Annotated in this window: 12 protein-coding genes; 3 read left to right on the top strand and 9 right to left on the bottom strand. The window is 60.1% G+C overall.

Annotated elements, in window-relative coordinates:
* Positions 1-23: 23 nt before the first annotated feature.
* From NMB41_RS01410 to NMB41_RS01400, 3 genes are all read left to right on the top strand, one after another.
* Entirely contained in the window at positions 24-977 is a 954-nt protein-coding gene (locus tag NMB41_RS01410; protein ID WP_494380711.1) for a hypothetical protein, read from the top strand.
* Positions 978-1,228: 251 nt separating this feature from the next.
* Positions 1,229-2,185, top strand: a complete 957-nt coding sequence (locus tag NMB41_RS01405; protein ID WP_494380710.1) for a hypothetical protein — start codon at positions 1,229-1,231, stop codon at positions 2,183-2,185.
* A 239-nt stretch (positions 2,186-2,424) separates the two neighbouring features.
* Positions 2,425-3,381, top strand: a complete 957-nt coding sequence (locus NMB41_RS01400) for a hypothetical protein (protein WP_494380709.1) — start codon at positions 2,425-2,427, stop codon at positions 3,379-3,381.
* Positions 3,382-3,407: 26 nt separating this feature from the next.
* Here NMB41_RS01400 and NMB41_RS01395 read toward each other — a convergent pair.
* The 9 genes from NMB41_RS01395 to secE all read right to left on the bottom strand — a co-directional run bounded on the left by NMB41_RS01395 (position 3,408) and on the right by secE (position 17,384).
* A protein-coding gene (locus tag NMB41_RS01395) for a transposase (RefSeq protein ID WP_494382871.1) occupies positions 3,408-4,915 on the bottom strand; the annotation gives its coding sequence in 2 pieces (ribosomal slippage) (positions 3,408-4,024 and positions 4,024-4,915; 1,509 coding nt in all).
* 219 nt (positions 4,916-5,134) lie between these two features.
* Positions 5,135-9,385 carry a DNA-directed RNA polymerase subunit beta' gene (gene rpoC, locus NMB41_RS01390; RefSeq protein ID WP_494380708.1) on the bottom strand — a complete coding sequence of 1,417 codons (4,251 nt, stop codon included), beginning with the start codon at positions 9,383-9,385 and terminating at the stop codon, positions 5,135-5,137.
* A gap of 99 nt (positions 9,386-9,484) precedes the next feature.
* Positions 9,485-13,594 carry a DNA-directed RNA polymerase subunit beta gene (gene rpoB / locus NMB41_RS01385; protein ID WP_494380707.1) on the bottom strand — a complete coding sequence of 1,370 codons (4,110 nt, stop codon included), beginning with the start codon at positions 13,592-13,594 and terminating at the stop codon, positions 9,485-9,487.
* A gap of 279 nt (positions 13,595-13,873) precedes the next feature.
* On the bottom strand, positions 13,874-14,248 hold the full coding sequence (rplL, locus tag NMB41_RS01380; RefSeq protein ID WP_494380706.1) for a 50S ribosomal protein L7/L12: 375 nt from the start codon (positions 14,246-14,248) through the stop codon (positions 13,874-13,876).
* 63 nt (positions 14,249-14,311) lie between these two features.
* A complete protein-coding gene (gene rplJ, locus NMB41_RS01375) occupies positions 14,312-14,842 on the bottom strand; it encodes a 50S ribosomal protein L10 (RefSeq protein ID WP_494380705.1) in 531 nt (176 codons plus the stop codon).
* A gap of 273 nt (positions 14,843-15,115) precedes the next feature.
* Positions 15,116-15,811, bottom strand: coding sequence for a 50S ribosomal protein L1 (gene rplA, locus NMB41_RS01370; RefSeq protein WP_494380704.1), 696 nt, complete (start codon positions 15,809-15,811; stop codon positions 15,116-15,118).
* Positions 15,811-16,242, bottom strand: a complete 432-nt coding sequence (gene rplK, locus NMB41_RS01365) for a 50S ribosomal protein L11 (RefSeq protein WP_192055850.1) — start codon at positions 16,240-16,242, stop codon at positions 15,811-15,813. Before rplK ends, rplA begins: the two co-directional genes overlap by 1 nt.
* A 111-nt stretch (positions 16,243-16,353) precedes the next feature.
* The gene (gene nusG / locus NMB41_RS01360) at positions 16,354-16,995 is read right to left on the bottom strand and encodes a transcription termination/antitermination protein NusG (protein ID WP_494380703.1); all 642 of its coding nucleotides are present in this window, start codon (positions 16,993-16,995) and stop codon (positions 16,354-16,356) included.
* Positions 16,995-17,384 (bottom strand): preprotein translocase subunit SecE, encoded by a 390-nt coding sequence (gene secE / locus NMB41_RS01355; RefSeq protein WP_494380702.1) that lies wholly within the window; start codon positions 17,382-17,384, stop codon positions 16,995-16,997. Before secE ends, nusG begins: the two co-directional genes overlap by 1 nt.
* Positions 17,385-17,398: the final 14 nt, after the last annotated feature.

The raw sequence follows: 17,398 nt of genomic DNA, 5'->3' as shown, positions 1-17,398 counted from the left end.
TTTCCACTTCGAGGAGCAATCTCATGAGAACCGCACTGTCGGCGATCGCCATCGGCGCCAGCCTGGCCTGTGCCTGCCATTTCGCTTCGGCCCAAACCGTTACGGTGACACAGCAAGGCTACGGCAACACGTCGTCCGCGGAGCAGGTCGGCCTGACACCGTACGACACGGCCCAACCATTGGCCGTTAGCGCGGCCATCACCCAGATCGGCGACAACAACCACGTGGGCGGCCCCGGCTCCTCCGGCGGAGGCATATTCCAGCGCGACAATCACTACGAGACGGCCGCTGTGGTTGAACAGGTCGGTTCCGGAAACAACGCGGGGATCACGCAGGACGGAACCTCCGGAATGCTCGCGCCGGTCGACGCCACGATTACGCAACGGGGAACGCGCAACGACGCAACGATCCGGCAGCACATCGTGTCCTACAGCCCTGCCACCGTCGAGCAGAACGGCATCGGCAACCTGGCGCGCGTGGAACAGGTCGACAGCGGCGACACGAGGATCCGGACAGCGCAGAACGGTACCGGCAACCAGCTCACGGTCAGCCAGCGTGGGGGCGCGTACAGGGGCCCGCATATCACGCAGAACGGCGACGCCAATACCGTCTTGGCAATCGCGGACAATATGGGTGCCGGCGACCAGACCATCCTGCAAACCGGCACGATGAACAGCGCAAGCACCGTCCAGACCGACGGTTTCGATGCCACGATCACGATCGGGCAGCTGGGATCGGGCAACCATGCCGACGCAAACCAGACCGGCTACGCTCAGTCGGCGACCATCGACCAGAACGGCAACAACAACTTCGCCAGCGTCACCCAGGGCCCCATCCTGGGCGGCGGGCTCAACACTGCCCTGATCGCCCAGCTCGGCAACAGCAACAGTGCAAGAGTGCGCCAGTACGGCCAAGGATACATGGCCAACGTGAACCAGACCGGCTCGGGTAATTGGACCAGCATTTATCAACACTAAGGAGGGTAACCCGCAACGCGGGCCGCTCGCTTCCCGAGCTCAACGGGTATCCAGACGTCCGTCGCAGATGGAAAAAAAACAGTACCTACGTGCCGTTAACCTTAGCAGTCAAGTAGCAAGGTCACGTTTGACATTTACACACGGCGTCGAGAAGAACCAGGCGGAAGCGGCAGGGCCGTGTCTAGATGTCAGACACCTGATGCGTGCCGCGTGCAAATGTCCCACTTTTTTCAACTTTGAGGATCAATCTCATGAAAACCGCACTATCGGCAATTGCCATCGGCGCCAGCCTCGCCTGCGCTTGCCAGTTCGCTTCGGCCCAGACGGTTACGGTGACACAGCAGGGCTACGGCAACACGTCGTCCGCGGAGCAGGTCGGCGCGATAGTGACCGACCCGGGCCCTCCAAGGGGCGTCGCCACCGCAACGATCACGCAAATCGGCAACAACAACCATGTCGGCGGCCCCGGCGCCTCCAGTAGCGGCATTTTCCAGCGCGACAATTACTGGGAGGGGGCGCTCGCTGTGGTTAACCAGAACGGTTCTGGAAACAACGCAAGTATCACGCAAGATGGAACAGTGAGTCTTAGCGGACCCGCCATTGCCAGGATTACGCAACACGGCACACTGAACGACGCCACGATCAGGCAGATCCGCGTCGCGACCACCCCTGCCACCGTCGAGCAGAACGGCATTGGCAACGTGATCCGCTTGGACCATTTCGCCACCGGCGATTCGCACACGCGCGCCACACAGAATGGAACCGGCAACAGGCTGACGGTGAGCCAGATCAGCGGATTTATCGGCCAGGACATTACGCAGAACGGCGACGGCAACACCGCCTCGGTATTCATGAACGATGGGGGGGACCAGACCCTCCTGCAAACCGGCACGATGAACAGCGCAAGCACCGTTCAGACCGACGGTTTCGATGCCGCGATCACAATCGGGCAGCTGGGATCGGGCAACCGTGTCGACGCAAACCAGACCGGCATGACTAACTTAGCGACTATCGACCAGAACGGCAGCAACAACGTCGCGAGCGTCACCCAGAGCCGCCTCACGACCAGCCCCTTCGTCGGAAACACTGCCCAGATCGCGCAGTTGGGCAACAGCAACCGCGCAATCGTGCGTCAGGTGGGCGACGGCTATACGGCCAACGTGAACCAGACCGGCTCGGGCAACTGGACCAGCATTTATCAACACTAAATCCGGTAACAGGTAACGCCGGCTGTTCGCTTGCTGCGCGTATGGGTATCCGGATGTCCGGCGTACGGAGAGAAAAGAACGGCACCCGAAGGTGCCGTTTTCATTAGCAGATAGCCGCCTCGGCCGCACACCGGAGAAAGCTCAATGGCCCGGCTTGGTCGCCCACTACACTCGATGCACGAGAAGTTATTTTTTTTTGTATCCACTCTTATTTCGTTATCTTTTCAAGGAGCGTTCTCATGAGAACCACACTGTCGGCGATCGCCGTCGGCGTTAGCCTGGTCAGCGTTTGCCATCTCGCCTCAGCGCAAACGGTTACGGTGACACAGCAGGGCTACCGCAACACGTCATCCACGGAGCAGGTCGGCCTGACACCGTACGACACGAGCCAACCATTGGGCATCAGCGCGACCATCATCCAGGTCGGCGACAACAATCACGTAGGCGGCCCCGGCTCCTCCGGCGGGGGCATATTCCAACGAGACAATCACTACCAGACGTCCGCTCTGGTTGACCAGGCCGGTTCTGGAAACAACGCAGGGATCACGCAGGACGGAACGTCCGGGATGATCGCGCCGCTCAACGCCACGATCACCCAACGCGGGACACGGAACGACGCCACGATCCGGCAGAACATCGTGTCCTACAGTCCTGCCACCATCGAGCAGAGCGGGATTGGCAACCTGGCCCGCATCGAGCAGCTCAGCAGCGGCGATACAAGCGTCCGGGCCACGCAGAACGGTAGCGGCAACCAGCTCATGATCAGGCAGTACGATGCTACGTTCTACGGTCCGGACGTGACGCAGAACGGCGACGGCAATCGCGCCTCGGTAGGTTCGGAAAGTGCGCCAGGCTCCCGCCAGGTCGTCCTGCAAACCGGCACGATGAACAGCGTGAGTGCCTTTCAGACCGGTGGTTGGGATTCCAATATCACGGTTGGGCAGCTGGGAACGCTCAACCGTGCCGAGATAAACCAGTCCGGCGACGCGCATCAGGCAGACATTGACCAGAATGGCAGCAACAACTTCGCCAGCGTCACCCAAGGCCGCGCCGGCTTCCCGGGCTTGGGAAACACTGCCCTGATCGCGCAACTGGGCAACAACAGCACGGCGCTCGTGCGCCAGGCCGGCGAGGGGTATGCGGCCAGTGTGAACCAGACAGGCTCGCGTAACTGGACCAGCATTTATCAGCACTGAGTCTCTCAGCGTATGGCGAAAAAAAACTAGGAAAGCAAAGTCAGCTTGTCGATTTCCAGCTCAAGCATTGCAAGGTAGTGCTCGGGATGTTTGCGGAAGCGGCAGCGTAGGCGGCGCGCGTTGTGTCGCTGTTCGAGTTCGGCGCGTCGTGCGCGCCAGCGTGCATGCGGCACGCTGGCCAGCATTTGCACCGTCACCAAGGCGTCCCGCGTGTACAGTGACGCCGGCACGCGCACACTGCCGTCGGTCACGAGTGAGGGGGACGCGACTTTGCGCCCACTGGCTCGCCGCTCGTGATAGCGCACGCGGCCAAACGTCTGCTCCAGCGCATTGTTAGTACGTGGCAGGTCAGCGATCCGGTAGCAGTAAAACAGATTGTCACCGTAACTGCGTGTCACCTTGAGGAAGTGCTGCGCCGATGCGCGTAGGGCTGCGGGCACGTCGGCCCCGTCCAGCCCTTGCAACCATTGGTCGTAGCGCCGCCGTACTGTCTGCGTGCTTGCGCCGTCTGCATTGTCCAGGATAGTGCTGGCCTGGCGCACCCATTGCGCGCCTCGCCTCACCTCTGGCCACAGCGGCGCGCAGTATGCAAGGGCGCGTTGCAGGATGCCTTGGAGTCGCTTCAGCGTGGCCGGCGCCCCCTTTTTTTGCCTGCTGTTTCCAGGCTGGTTTCGATCTGTTCTATTCGCTCAGCCAGCTGCAATCCGGAAAACGCCAAGGGTGGCCGGGCGTCGTCGGTCATGGCACTGCGCACGGCCGCGCAGTAACCCAGCACCACGTCGTCGCCGGCATCGGTTTGATGCTCGGCCGAGCGCTCGATGCTACGCACGTCGCGCACGCGTTTTTTCAATTCCTTTTTAGCGTGGCGGTCCGCTTCCCATATCGGCCGCGCTGCCTCGCGCAGATAGTGGAACTGGCACAGCTGGTGGGGCACGTCCGGTAAGGCTTGGGCAACTGCGATATGCAAGCTGTTTTGCCCGTCGGAGAGCACGGCCACCACGGGCACCGGCAGCGAGGCGGCGACATCCTCGATGAGTGCGCGCAGTTCAGTGCTTGCCGACGAAAGCAGGCTGCGCGCGCACAGGATTGTTCCGGACAGGACGTCTCGCACCACCCACAGTACTTCGTGACCGACATCGGGCTGCAGGCCATCGACGGCGAGGATGACGCGTCCCTGCGCTGACAGCTGGGACGCGCGCTCCGGAAGCGTCTCCAGAGCCAGGCTTAACAAAAGATCGTACTGGGCCAGCAGGTTTTGTGTCGTGCGCAGCGCCAGCGACACGCCTTCCTGTTCCAGTTGCGCGTGGATTTCCGTGCATGAGCGATGCTCGCGGTAGCGCAACTGCCCGACGCGCAAAACGACGTCCAGGCCAAATTCCTGCGCCGGCAAGGCCCAGTGGCCTTCGTCCTCGGGATGGTAGGGATGATGGAAACAGGTGCAGCCGGCGTGCTCGCAGCGACGAATGGACAGGTGCAGGCGCACTAGTCCACGTCGGGTCATCAGCTTGCGCTTTTTGGTGTACGCCACCGACATCGGCTGCCCACATGCCGGACAGGTGAGCATGCAAGGGGTAAGCCGGACTTCTTCGACCGGCTCGGCTCGGGCGGTATCACGGGACATGGCGTTCTCCCTAACTCAATCCGCGTTAGACCTTCAACGCATCAAGTTGTGCCAGCCAAGCCCCTTTTGCTTTCCTAGAAAAAAAACGGCACCCCTCAGGGTGCCGTTTTCGCTTTCAGCTAACGAAGACGATTACTCGCCGTCGCCATGCTGCTCCACCGGAGCCGCCGCATTCTGCTGATCTTCCATCGCCTGCAGTTCGGCAGCCATATTCGCCTTCTCCTGCTGCAGCAGTGCCTGGCGCTCTTCCGCCTCCCACACTTCCTTCTCTTTGCGAGCGCGGTGGAATGCCAGACCGGTACCGCCAGGGATCAGGCGGCCGACGATGACGTTTTCCTTCAGGCCGCGCAGACCGTCGCGCTTGCCCATGATCGCCGCTTCGGTCAGCACGCGGGTGGTTTCCTGGAACGATGCGGCCGAGATGAACGAATCGGTCGACAGCGATGCCTTGGTAATACCCAGCAGCACGTTTTCGTAGGTTGCCTGCAGTTTGCCTGCCGCTTCCATGCGATCGTTCTCTTCCAGCAGCTCCGAACGCTCCACCTGCTCGCCGACGATGTAGTCGGTGTCGCCGGCTTCGACGATCGCCACACGGCGCAGCATCTGACGAACAATCACTTCGATGTGCTTGTCGTTGATCTTCACGCCCTGCAGACGGTAGACGTCCTGCACTTCGTCGACGATGTAACGGGCCAGCGCTTCGATACCCAGCAGGCGCAGGATGTCCTGCGGATCGGCCGGACCATCGACGATCATCTCGCCCTTGTTCACGACTTGACCATCGTGGACCAGCACTTGCTTGTCCTTGGTGATCAGGAACTCGTGCTTGTTGCCGTCCATGTCCGTGATTTCCAGACGCTGCTTACCTTTGGTCTCTTTACCGAAGGCGACCGTACCGGTGACTTCGGCCAGCATGCCCGCGTCTTTCGGCGAACGTGCTTCGAACAGCTCGGCAACGCGTGGCAGACCACCGGTAATGTCGCGGGTCTTCTGCGATTCGGTCGGGATACGTGCCAGCACTTCACCCACCGAGACCGACTGGCCATCTTTGACCATGATCAGCGCGCCAACCTGGAAACCGATGGCCACGGCGTGTTCGGTGCCGGCAATCTTGACTTCCTGGTTCTCTTCGTTCAGCAGTTTGACCTGTGGACGCAGCACTTTACCGGCCGAACCACGACGCTTCGGATCGATTGCGACGAGGGTCGACAGACCCGTGACGTCATCGACCTGGCGAGCAACGGTGACGCCCTCTTCCACGTTCTCGAAGCGGATCGTACCGGCGTACTCGGTAATGATCGGACGGGTCAGCGGATCCCAGGTTGCCAGGGCGATACCGGCTTTGACAACCATACCGTCCTTGACCATCAGGGTCGCGCCGTACGGCACCTTGTGACGCTCGCGCTCGCGGCCATGGTCGTCCGTGATCAGGACTTCGCCCGAACGCGAGATGACGATTTGCGCGCCCTTGCCGTTGGTGACGTAACGCATGGTCGCCGTGAAGCGGACCGTGCCGTTCGACTTGGCTTCGACCGACGATGCCACTGCTGCACGCGATGCCGCACCACCGATGTGGAAGGTACGCATGGTCAGCTGGGTACCCGGCTCACCGATCGACTGTGCTGCAACAACACCAACTGCTTCGCCGCTGTTGACCATCGAGCCGCGGCCCAGGTCACGGCCGTAGCACGAAGCGCACAGGCCATAACGGGTGTCGCAGTTCAGCGGGGTGCGAACCTTGACTTCGTCGATGCCGAGACGCTCGATCTCTTCGACCATGTCTTCGTCCAGCAGGGTGCCGGCCGGGAACACGGTTTCCTGGCTTTCAGGATTGATGACGTCATGACCCGTCACGCGGCCGAGGATACGGTCGCGCAGCGCTTCGATGACTTCACCACCTTCGACCATCGCCTTCATGTGCGTGCCGTTGGTCGTGCCGCAATCGTCCTCGATCACGACCAGATCCTGGGTCACGTCGACCAGGCGGCGGGTCAGGTAACCCGAGTTTGCGGTCTTCAGCGCGGTGTCGGCCAGACCCTTACGGGCGCCGTGCGTCGAGATGAAGTACTGCAACACGTTCAGGCCTTCGCGGAAGTTCGCGGTAATCGGCGTTTCGATAATCGAACCGTCCGGTTTCGCCATCAGGCCTCGCATACCCGCCAGCTGGCGAATCTGGGCTGCCGAACCACGCGCGCCCGAGTCGGCCATCATGTAAATCGCGTTGAACGATTCCTGGGTGCCCTGGGTGCCGTCACGACGGGTGACCGGCTCGACTTTGAGCTGGTCCATCATCGCCTTGCCGACTTCATCGGAGGTCTTGCCCCAGATGTCGACGACCTTGTTGTAACGCTCGCCGGCCGTGACCAGACCCGAGCTGTACTGCTGCTCGATCTGCTTCACTTCGGCTTCGGCGGCCGCGATCATGCCCTTCTTGACGTCCGGGATCATCATGTCGTCGACGGCGATCGAGATACCGGCGCGCGTTGCCAGGCGGAAGCCCGACTGCATCAGCTTGTCGGCAAACACGACCGTTGCACGCAGTCCGCACTTGCGGAACGACGTGTTGATCAGCTTCGAGATTTCCTTCTTCTTCAGCGAACGGTTCAGCACGCTGAACGGCAGGCCCTTCGGCAGGATCTCGGACAGGATGGCGCGGCCAACCGTGGTTTCGTAACGCGTGACGGTGCGCTCGAACTCGTCGGTGCCGGCAACGCGTGGGAACTCGACGATACGCACGGTGATGCGGGTCGCCAGTTCGACTTCCTTGTTGTCGTACGCGCGGATGACTTCCGACACGTCCGGGAACATCATGCCCTCGCCCTTGGCGTTGATCGCCTCGCGCGATGCGTAGTACAGACCCAGCACGATATCCTGGGACGGCACGATCGACGGTTCGCCGTTCGATGGGAACAGGATGTTGTTCGACGCCAGCATCAGCGTACGCGCTTCCATCTGCGCTTCGATCGACAGCGGGACGTGGACAGCCATCTGGTCACCGTCGAAGTCGGCGTTGAACGCCGCGCAGACGAGTGGGTGCAGCTGGATGGCCTTGCCTTCAATCAGGACCGGCTCGAACGCCTGGATACCGAGACGGTGCAGGGTTGGTGCACGGTTCAGCATCACCGGGTGTTCTTTGATGACGTCTTCCAGGATGTCCCAGACGACTGGTTCCTGGATTTCGACCAGCTTCTTGGCCGCCTTGATGGTCGTTGCCAGACCCATCAGTTCGAGCTTGTTGAAGATGAACGGCTTGAACAGTTCCAGGGCCATCAGCTTCGGCAGGCCGCACTGGTGCAGTTTCAGCTGTGGACCCACCACGATGACCGAACGGCCCGAGTAGTCGACGCGCTTGCCCAGCAAGTTCTGACGGAAACGACCGCCCTTACCCTTGATCATCTCGGCCAGCGACTTCAGCGGACGCTTGTTGGCGCCGGTCATCGCTTTACCGCGACGGCCGTTGTCCAGCAGCGAGTCGACCGCTTCCTGCAGCATGCGCTTTTCGTTACGCGTAATGATCTCAGGAGCGCGCAGTTCCATCAGGCGCTTCAGGCGGTTATTACGGTTGATGACGCGGCGATACAGGTCGTTCAGGTCGGAGGTCGCGAAACGGCCACCATCCAGCGGGACGAGCGGACGCAGCTCCGGCGGCAGGACCGGGAGCACTTCCATGATCATCCAGTCAGGCTTGATGCCCGAACGCTGGAATGCCTCGAGCACTTTCAGGCGCTTGGCGTATTTCTTGATCTTCGCTTCGGACTTCGATTCCTTCAGTTCCACGCGCAGGGCTTCGGCATCGCGGTGGATGTCGATCGAGCGCAGCAGTTCACGGATACCTTCGGCGCCCATGTAGGCGGTGAAGTCGTCGCCGTACTCTTCGTACTTGGCGGCGTAGTCGTCTTCCGACATGATCTGGCACTTCTTCAGCGGGGTCATGCCAGGATCGGTCACGACGTATGCTTCGAAGTACAGGACGCGTTCGATGTCCCGCAGCGTCATGTCCAGGACCATGCCCAGGCGCGACGGCAGCGACTTCAGGAACCAGATGTGCGCGGTTGGCGAGGCGAGCTCGATGTGGCCCATGCGCTCACGGCGCACCTTGGCCAGCGTGACTTCGACGCCGCACTTTTCGCAGATGACGCCGCGGTGCTTCAGGCGCTTGTACTTGCCGCACAGGCATTCGTAATCCTTGATCGGGCCAAAGATCTTGGCGCAGAACAGGCCGTCACGCTCAGGCTTGAAGGTACGGTAGTTGATGGTCTCGGGCTTCTTGACTTCACCGAACGACCACGAACGAATTTTTTCGGGCGACGCCAGGCCAATCTTGATGGCGTCGAAGGTTTCATTTTGCTGTACTTGCTTGAATAGATCGAGCAGTGCTTTCATGTATCACTCCAGAGGTGACTAAATTTCTATTTCGGGATGCAACGCATCCCAAACCAATCGGGTAGTGCGGGAAGGGAAAGGCTCCCCTTCCCTACCTTCTTAGTTACGCTCGAGGTCGATATCGATACCCAGCGAGCGGATTTCCTTGACCAGCACGTTGAACGACTCAGGCATGCCGGCGTCGATCACGTGGTCACCCTTGACCAGGTTCTCGTACACCTTGGTACGGCCATTCACGTCATCCGACTTGACCGTCAGCATTTCCTGCAGCACGTACGATGCGCCGTACGCTTCCAGTGCCCACACCTCCATCTCACCGAAGCGCTGGCCGCCGAACTGGGCTTTACCGCCCAGTGGCTGCTGCGTCACGAGCGAGTAAGGACCGGTCGAACGCGCGTGCATCTTGTCGTCCACCAGGTGATGCAGTTTCAGCATGTGCATGTAGCCAACGGTGACCTTGCGCTCGAATGCTTCGCCGGTGCGGCCGTCGTACATCGTGACCTGGTTCTTCGACGGGGTCATGCCAAGGTGCGCGGCAATCTTGTCCGGGTAAGCCAGGTCCAGCATGCGCAGGATCTCGGTTTCGTGGGCGCCATCGAAGACTGGCGTTGCAAACGGCACACCCTTCTTCAGGTTGCCGGCCAGGCCCATGATCTCGTCGTCGTTGAAGCTGTCGAGGTCTTCCTTCTTGCCGGTCTCGTTGTAGATCTGGCCCAGGAAACCACGGACTTCTTCGACTGCTGCCTGCTTCTGCAGCATTTCGCCGATACGCAGGCCCAGGCCCTTGGCTGCCCAACCGAGGTGGGTTTCCAGGATCTGACCGACGTTCATTCGGGAAGGAACGCCCAGCGGGTTCAGCACGACGTCGGCTGGGGTGCCGTCCGCCATGAACGGCATGTCTTCCACCGGCACGATGCGCGACACAACACCCTTGTTACCGTGGCGACCTGCCATCTTGTCGCCCGACTGCAGGCGGCGCTTGACGGCCAGGTAGACCTTGACCATCTTTTGCACGCCTGGCTGCAGCTCGTCGCCTTGCGTCAGCTTCTTGCGCTTTTCTTCGAAGGCCAGGTCGTACTGGTGGCGCTTCTCGTTGATCGATTCCTTGATCGCTTCCAGTGCGTTGGCGCTCTCGTCGTCGGCCGGACGGATGTCGAACCAGTGGAACTTGTCCAGGTCAGCCAGGTATTCCGACGTAATTGCAGCACCTTTCGCCAGCTTCTTCGGGCCGCCGTTGACGACCTTACCCACCAGCATACGCTCCAGACGCTGGAAGGCGTCGCCCTCCACGATACGCATCTGGTCGTTCAGGTCGAGGCGGAAGCGCTTGAGCTCATCATCGATGATCTGCTGGGCGCGCTTGTCGCGGACGATGCCTTCGCGGGTGAACACCTGCACATCGATGACGGTGCCGACCATGCCCGAAGGCACGCGCAGCGAGGTGTCTTTCACGTCGGATGCTTTTTCGCCGAAGATCGCGCGCAGCAGCTTCTCTTCCGGCGTCAGCTGGGTCTCGCCTTTTGGCGTGACCTTACCGACCAGCACGTCGCCGGCGGTGACTTCGGCGCCGATGTAGACGATGCCCGATTCATCCAGGCGCGCCAGCTGGTTTTCAGCCAGGTTCGAGATGTCGCGGGTGATTTCTTCCGCGCCCAATTTCGTATCACGTGCGACAACCGACAGCTCTTCGATGTGAATCGAGGTGTAGCGGTCGTCCTTGACGACGTTTTCCGAGATCAGGATCGAATCCTCGAAGTTCAGACCATTCCATGGCATGAAGGCCACGAGCATGTTCTGACCCAGGGCCAGTTCGCCCAGGTCGGTCGATGCGCCATCGGCGATCACGTCGCCCTTGGCAACGCGGTCGCCAACCTGCACGATCGGACGCTGGTTGATATTCGTGTTCTGGTTCGAACGGGTGTACTTGATCAGGTTGTAGATGTCGACACCGACTTCGCCGGCAAAGGCTTCATCGTCGTTGACACGAATAACCACACGGCCCGCATCGATGTAATCGACGACGCCGCCACGCACAGCCTGCACGGTGGTACCCGAGTCGACTGCGACGGTGCGCTCGATACCGGTACCGACCAGCGCCTTTTCAGGACGCAGGCAAGGCACGGCCTGACGCTGCATGTTCGCGCCCATCAGTGCACGGTTCGCATCATCGTGCTCGAGGAACGGAATCAGCGAAGCTGCGACCGAGACGATCTGGCCAGGCGCCACGTCCATGTACTGGATGCGCTCTGGCGAGACCAGAATCGTTTCGCCGGCTTCACGTGCCGACACCAGTTCATCGTCCAGCTGGCCTTCGGCGTTGATGGTCGCATTCGCCTGGGCGATGATGTAGCGGCCTTCTTCGATGGCGGACAGGTAGTCGATCTTGTCGGTGACCTTGGAGCCTTCGACCTTGCGGTACGGGGTTTCCAGGAAGCCGTATTCGTTCAGGCGGGCGTACAGAGCCAGCGAGTTGATCAGGCCGATGTTCGGGCCTTCAGGCGTTTCGATCGGGCAGACGCGGCCGTAGTGGGTCGGGTGCACGTCGCGCACCTCGAAGCCGGCGCGTTCGCGGGTCAGGCCGCCAGGTCCCAGGGCGGAAACACGACGCTTGTGCGTAATTTCCGACAGCGGGTTGGTCTGGTCCATGAACTGCGACAGCTGGGACGAACCGAAGAATTCACGGATCGCGGCCGAGATCGGTTTGCTGTTGATCAGGTCGTGCGGCATCAGGTTGTCCGCTTCGGCCTGGCCGAGGCGTTCCTTGACGGCGCGCTCAACGCGCACGAGGCCGGCGCGGAACTGGTTTTCGGCCAGTTCGCCCACGCAACGCACGCGGCGGTTACCCAGGTGATCGATGTCGTCGACTTCGCCGCGGCCATTGCGCAGCTCGACCAGGATCTTGATCACGGCCAGGATGTCTTCGTTCGACAGCGTCATCGCGCCGACGAGTTCGTCGCGGCCGATACGGCGGTTGAACTTCATGCGGCCGACAGCCGACAGGTCGTAGCGCTCAGGGCTGTAGAACAGGCCGTTGAACAGGGCTTCGACCGACTCTTCGGTTGGCGGTTCGCCAGGACGCATCATGCGGTAGATCGCCACGCGCGCGGCCATCTGGTCGGCGGTGTCGTCGGTGCGCAGGGTTTGCGAGATGTAGCCGCCCTGGTCCAGGTCGTTCGTATACAGGGTCTGGATCGCGTCGACGTTAGCGTCGCGCAATTTACCCAGCAGCTCGTCGGTCAGCTCGTCGTTGGCGGACGCGATGATTTCGCCGGTGTCGGCGTCGACAATGTTGCGGGCCAGGATACGGCCGATCAGGTAGTCTTCAGGAACCGAGATGGCCTTGATGCCGGCCGCTTCGATGTCGCGCACATGCTTGGCATTGATGCGCTTGTCCTTGGTGACCAGGGTCTTGCCGGTCTTCGGATCGACGATGTCGAAACGCGCCACTTCGCCGCGCAGACGCTCGGAGACGAATTCGATTTCGCCGCCTTCGGAACGCAGGGTGAAATTATCGAATACGAAGAAGTTCGCCAGGATCTGTTCCGGCGTCATGCCAATGGCTTTCAGCAGGATCGTCACCGGCATCTTGCGGCGGCGGTCGACGCGGAAGAACAGGATGTCTTTCGGGTCGAACTCGTAGTCGAGCCACGAGCCGCGGTAAGGAATGATACGTGCCGAGAACAGCAGCTTGCCCGACGAGTGCGTCTTGCCGCGGTCGTGCTCGAAGAACACGCCCGGAGAACGGTGCAGCTGGGAGACGATCACACGCTCGGTGCCGTTGATCACGAACGAACCGTTGGCGGTCATGAGCGGCAATTCGCCCATGTACACTTCCTGCTCTTTCATTTCCTTGACGACCGGCTTGGTCGGCGATTCCTTGTCCAGGATCACCAGGCGCACTTTGGCGCGCAGTGGGGAGGCAAAGGTCAGGCCACGCTGTTGGCATTCCTTGACGTCGAACGCGGGGTCACCCAGCACGTAGGACAGGAATTCGAGACGGGCGAAGCCGTTATGCGACACGATCGGGAAGATCGAGCTGAAAGCCGACTGCAAGCCTTCATTCTTGCGAACGGAAGGACCAGCGTCCGCCTGCAGGAAATTCTCGTAGGATTCAAGCTGGGTAGCCAGAAGGTATGGAACGTTGTGAACGTTGGCGCGCTTCGCGAACGACTTGCGAATGCGTTTCTTCTCAGTAAATGAGTAGTGCATGGACACTCCGTGAGTGACAGAAAGGATGAGAATTCAGGGATTGCCAGTGGTGGAGCGACCACATACAAGGCCTCAAGTCTCTTGCTGTTCCATCAAATGAAAAGGGACTAGCGTGCTGCGAATGCTGTGCTACGATTCTTGCCGTGTTGCGCTGGAACCAAACATATTGCGTTTGACGCAGGGACGACAAAAGAGCCAAAGCCGCAGCACCGCCTTCCGACGGGGCTTGCAAGCTTTGACTCAGGCTTTGGGCGCCATGACGACGCCCATCGCTTTTGATTACTTCAGTTCTGCCTTGGCGCCGGCATCTTCCAGCTTTTTCTTGGCGGCTTCAGCGTCAGCTTTAGGCATGGCTTCTTTGACGGTCTTTGGTGCACCGTCAACCACGTCCTTGGCTTCTTTCAGGCCCAGACCGGTGATTTCGCGGACGGCTTTGATGACGCCGACCTTGTTCGCGCCGATTTCGGTCAGCACGACGTTGAACTCGGTCTGCTCTTCGACAGCAGCAGCAGCAGCGCCGCCGCCAGCTGCAGGAGCCGACATTGCAGCTGCCGACACGCCGAACTTCTCTTCGAATGCCTTGACCAGGTCGTTCAGGTCCATGACGGACATTTCGCTCACTGCGTTCAGGATATCGTCTTTGCTAATTGCCATTTGAAACTCCAAATATGTTGTGTTTGTAGTACAGATTAGTTACTTGAGAAAAAAGGGCTGCGCTTACGCTGCAGCGGTTTCTTCGGCTGCAGGAGCAGCTTCCGAACCTTCGCCTTTTTTCGCTGCCAGGGCAGCCAAGCCACGTGCAAAGCCCGACACCGGAGCCAGCATCACGCCCAACAGCTGAGCGATGAGGACTTCACGGGATGGGATGCTTGCCAACGCGGTAACACCAGCTACGTCGAGCTGCTTACCTGCGTAGTTACCGGCTTTCACGACCAGTTTGTCGTTGGTTTTAGCGAAGTCGTTGATGACTTTCGCTGCTGCAACGGCGTCGTCCGAGATCGAATAGATCAGCGGACCGGTCATGGCATCAGCCAGCGAGGCAAACTGCGTGCCTTCGACAGAGCGGCGTGCCAGCGTGTTCTTCAGAACACGCAGGTACACACCCTGCGAGCGCGCGGCTGCACGGAGTTTCGTCAAGTGACTAACCTGGATGCCACGGTACTCGGCCACGACGATCGTTTGCGCGGATGCTACTTTCGCGCTCACTTCTTCGACGACGGCCTTTTTGTCATTCAGATTAAGACCCACGGTCAATCTCCTTAATTAATGCGAACAAAAGCGTTCGCATCGGTTCGAACACGGCGTCCGAAGTTAAGAAGTCAAACTAACGCGGATGAATTCACGCAGCATGGACTACAAAACTTGTTCGGGTACACCATCTGCGTTGGGTGATGTATTAACCGGTTGCCCAACCACTGCACCCGGCCCAACGGTCTTTGATTGCCTGCCGGGACTTGGTAGCCCCGACAGCCCAAAGATGCGCCCCGCTAAACACTTGCGGGGACTTGATTCTTATAAAACTTAAGCGGCGATCGAAGCGTGATCGACACGGACGCCCGTGCCCATCGTCGACGAGATCGCGACCTTGCGCAGGTACACGCCCTTCGAGGTGGCCGGCTTGGCCTTGTTCAGTGCTTCGATCAGGGCCGACAGGTTGGCCTTCAGATCGGCATCGGCGAACGACTTGCGGCCGATGGTGGCGTGGATGATACCAGCCTTGTCGGTACGGTACTGGACCTGACCGGCTTTGGCGTTCTTCACCGCGGTAGCGACGTCAGGGGTGACGGTGCCGACCTTCGGGTTAGGCATCAGGCCACGTGGGCCCAGGATCTGGCCCAGGGTACCGACGATACGCATGGTGTCTGGCGAAGCGATGACGACGTCAAACGGCATGTTGCCGGCTTTGACCATCTCAGCCAGGTCTTCCATACCGACGATGTCGGCGCCGGCGGCTTTAGCAGCCTCGGCCTTGTCGCCCGACGCGAAGACAGCGACGCGCACGGTCTTGCCGGTGCCTGCTGGCAGGACGACCGAACCACGAACGACCTGGTCCGACTTCTTCGGATCCACACCCAGCTGAACGGCGACATCGATCGACTCGTTGAACTTGGCGGTTGCGAATTCCTTGACGAGCGAAACCGCATTGTCGAAGGCGTAGACCTTGTTACGGTCGACTTTAGCTTTCATTTCTTTAACGCGCTTGGACAGCTTAGCCATTACAGACCCTCCACCGTGATGCCCATCGAACGTGCCGAACCGGCGATGATACGCACTGCTGCGTCCATGTCGGCTGCGGTCAGGTCCGGCTGCTTGGTTTTTGCGATTTCTTCAGCCTGAGCACGGGTCAGCGTGCCGACTTTGTCGGTATGTGGCTTCGGCGAACCTTTGGTAATGCCGGCGGCCTTCTTGATCAGGTAGGTTGCCGGAGGCGTCTTCATCACGAAGGTGAAGGACTTGTCGGCGAACGCGGTGATCACGACTGGGATCGGCATGCCTGGCTCGAGACCCTGGGTCTGGGCGTTGAACGCCTTGCAGAATTCCATGATGTTCAGGCCGCGCTGACCCAGTGCTGGGCCGATCGGTGGGGATGGGTTTGCTTTACCAGCTGCCACTTGCAGCTTGATAAAACCAATGATTTTCTTGGCCATGGAGTGCTCCTAGATTGGCTTTGAGTAGTAGCGCCCCACCGCGGCTAGTCGCTGGGCGGGGCTCCTCTTATCGGATTCCGCCTTGCTGCTGCGACGCTCCGATTATTGCGTTTATACTTTTTCGACTTGCCCGAACTCCAGTTCCACCGGAGTTGCGCGGCCGAAGATGGTGACAGTCACACGCACCTTCGATTTTTCGTAATTCACTTCTTCGACGTTGCCGTTGAAGTCGGTGAACGGGCCTTCCTTGATCCGGACCTGCTCGCCCACTTCGTACAGCACTTTCGGCCTTGGCTTCTCGACGCCTTCCTGGACCTGCTGCATGATCTTGTCGATCTCGCGCGCTGGAATCGGGGTTGGCTTGTTCGATTTGCCGCCGATGAAGCCGGTGACCTTGCTCGTGTTCTTGACCAGGTGCCAGGTCTCGTCGGTCATTTCCATCTCGACCAGCACGTAACCCGGGAAAAAGCGGCGTTCGGTGACCGATTTCGTGCCGTTCTTGACTTCAACGACTTCTTCGGTCGGGACCAGGATCTGGCCGAACTGCTCGCTCATGCCGCCGCGCTCGATGCGCTCGGTCAGGGCGCGCATGACGCTCTTTTCCATGCCCGAGTAGACGTGAACGACGTACCAGCGCTTGTTGCTGACAGGGACGCTGACAGGCGCCGCCTCTTGCGCCGCGCCTGGAGTCAAATCGCCAGCGTCAGACGCCGGCACTTCGTCCGGCGTATTTTCTTGCACGTTATCGTTCATTATTGCTTCCACCCCAGGACCAGGTCGTACAACAGGAATTCAAGCAGCTTATCCGTGCCCCACAGGAAGATCGCCATAACGACGACAAACGCGAAAACGATCATGGTGATCGTGGTCGCTTCCTTGCGGGTCGGCCAGACGACTTTCTTGGTTTCGCGAACGGACTCTTTGGCGAAGTTCAGGAATTCACGGCCGGAGGTGGAGGTCCACAAAAGCAGGACAGCAAAAACTAAACCAGCCACGAGGGCGCCGGCGGCGACCAAGGCTGGTTTGTTTTGGCCTTTCAGGTAAAAGAACCCGACTACGCCTGCAATCGCGGCAACCACCGCCAGGGCCACCTTAAACTTGTCATTCGAGGTGCTAACGGTTTGCACGGATTGATTAGACATTCTTCTTTACTTTC

This window comes from Massilia sp. FBCC-B171, from assembly GCF_059134155.1.
The sequence above is the reverse complement of the archived record's forward strand: the minus strand, read 5'-3'. Positions and strand labels throughout refer to the sequence as shown.

Coding starts and splice junctions, on each gene's coding strand:
- NMB41_RS01410 (WP_494380711.1), top strand. CDS start 24: ATGAGAACCGCACTGTCGGCGATCGCCATCGGCGCCAGCCTGGCCTGT.
- NMB41_RS01405 (WP_494380710.1), top strand. CDS start 1,229: ATGAAAACCGCACTATCGGCAATTGCCATCGGCGCCAGCCTCGCCTGC.
- NMB41_RS01400 (WP_494380709.1), top strand. CDS start 2,425: ATGAGAACCACACTGTCGGCGATCGCCGTCGGCGTTAGCCTGGTCAGC.
- rpoC (WP_494380708.1), bottom strand. CDS start 9,385: ATGAAAGCACTGCTCGATCTATTCAAGCAAGTACAGCAAAATGAAACC.
- rpoB (WP_494380707.1), bottom strand. CDS start 13,594: ATGCACTACTCATTTACTGAGAAGAAACGCATTCGCAAGTCGTTCGCG.
- rplL (WP_494380706.1), bottom strand. CDS start 14,248: ATGGCAATTAGCAAAGACGATATCCTGAACGCAGTGAGCGAAATGTCC.
- rplA (WP_494380704.1), bottom strand. CDS start 15,811: ATGGCTAAGCTGTCCAAGCGCGTTAAAGAAATGAAAGCTAAAGTCGAC.
- rplK (WP_192055850.1), bottom strand. CDS start 16,242: ATGGCCAAGAAAATCATTGGTTTTATCAAGCTGCAAGTGGCAGCTGGT.
- nusG (WP_494380703.1), bottom strand. CDS start 16,995: ATGAACGATAACGTGCAAGAAAATACGCCGGACGAAGTGCCGGCGTCT.
- secE (WP_494380702.1), bottom strand. CDS start 17,384: ATGTCTAATCAATCCGTGCAAACCGTTAGCACCTCGAATGACAAGTTT.